1 protein-coding gene is annotated in these 1,543 nt (G+C 56.7%); it reads left to right on the forward strand.

Translation table 11 applies throughout. The annotated features are described in order from the left end of the window. Positions 1-135 precede the first annotated feature (135 nt). Positions 136-1,543 (forward strand): FxSxx-COOH system tetratricopeptide repeat protein (gene fxsT, locus O3W51_RS31265; RefSeq protein WP_269287828.1); only part of this gene is annotated, 1,408 nt, incomplete at its 3' end.

A 1,543-nucleotide genomic window follows, 5' to 3' on the forward strand; every position in this document is an offset into this window, starting at 1 on the left:
GGCGACGGCGCATGCCAGCCGGTGAACGATGTCGGAAAGCCGTGTGCGGGAGAACTGCATGCACGGTTTGAAGCGGCGGGGACTGGAAACGGAGCGTCAGCCACCGCGCCAGTCCCCGACCCTACTACACTCGCAGTGAACTGCAGATTGGTCGACGCTGGGACCGACGTAAGACGCTCAGTTATCGAGCTCAAGACCTGGCTACGCCAACGCAACAGATGGTTGGTGATATTCGATAATGTTGAGATCGTCGCGGATTTGGCTCCCTGGATTCCGCAGGGCCCGGGCCATATAATCATCACCACTAAGAATTTTAAATGGCAGGAGATGGCAATGCCAATTGAGGTAGAAGTATTCACGCGTGCGGAATCTATTTCCCTCCTGCGGGGTGGAATTAGCAATCTAAACGAGAATCAAGCGAGCGAGCTAGCGGACGCTCTAGGAGACTTACCTCTAGCGCTCGCCCAAGCCGTGGGACTTCTGACAGAGACCAGATTGCCAGTTGAGGACTATCTGCGACTACTCTCTACCAGTGCGGCGCAAATAATGAATGAAGGACTACCTCCTTCTTATCCGGTACCGTTGGGTGCTGCTGTACGTCTATCGAGCGATCGCTTGCGGCAGCGAAATGAATCTGCTCTGCAACTATTGCAGTTGTGCGCCTTCATGGGGTCGGAGCCAATTCCACTAACCTGGTTCTCGGCGTCAGAAGCTGTATTGCTTAACCCTCTCGCGACGACAGTTCGTGACGTGGTGCGCCTGCACCAAGCTGCGGGTCTGCTGCTCGGCTTCGGACTGGCAAAGATGCTTCCTGATGGGCTGCTCGTTCATCCCCTGGTGCAATCAGTACTACGCGATCAAATGGTGGCTGAAGAGCAGGAGTTATTCCGCGGTCAGGTGGACAGGGTTTTGGCTACTGCAAATCCAAGGGAACCTGAGAATTCCGTCACTTGGCCTGCGTGGGCACAACTGCTCCCTCATCTAATTTCTACTGGTCCGGGAGCATCAAGCAACCCTGGGGTGCGGGATGCCGCCTGCGAAGCGGTTTGGTATTTGCTGAGTCGAGGTGACGCGAAAGCGGCTAGGGAGTTTTCTATAAGCCTAGTACGGCAATGGCGCAGCTGGCTCGGCCCGGACGACGAGCACACAACTTGGGCCACGCATAACCTTGCACGTGCATGGCGCGATCTTGGTGAATATGAGGAAGCGCGCCGCCTGCACGCGATTTTGTTTGCCAAAGATAAGCAAATTCGAGGAGAGGATGATCCGGCCACATTGAGTTCTGCAAGTAGCTTAGCAATCGACCTTCGGCGCCTCGGAAAATTGGCGGACGCGCGGATGCTGGACGAGGATACTCTGGCGCGGCGACGCCGTGTGCATGGTGACGACCACCCAGCAACATCTGCCTCGGCTACTAACCTCGCCGCTGATCTGAGGGAATTGGGGGCGCCGGGAGATGCGCGGATGCTGGACGAGGATACTCTAGCTCGGCGACGCCGTGTGCATGGTGACGACCACCCAGCAACTCTGGGTTCCGCCAATA

The organism is Streptomyces sp. H39-C1 (assembly GCF_027158125.1).
Taxonomy (GTDB): Bacteria; Actinomycetota; Actinomycetes; order Streptomycetales; family Streptomycetaceae; genus Actinacidiphila; species Actinacidiphila fildesensis.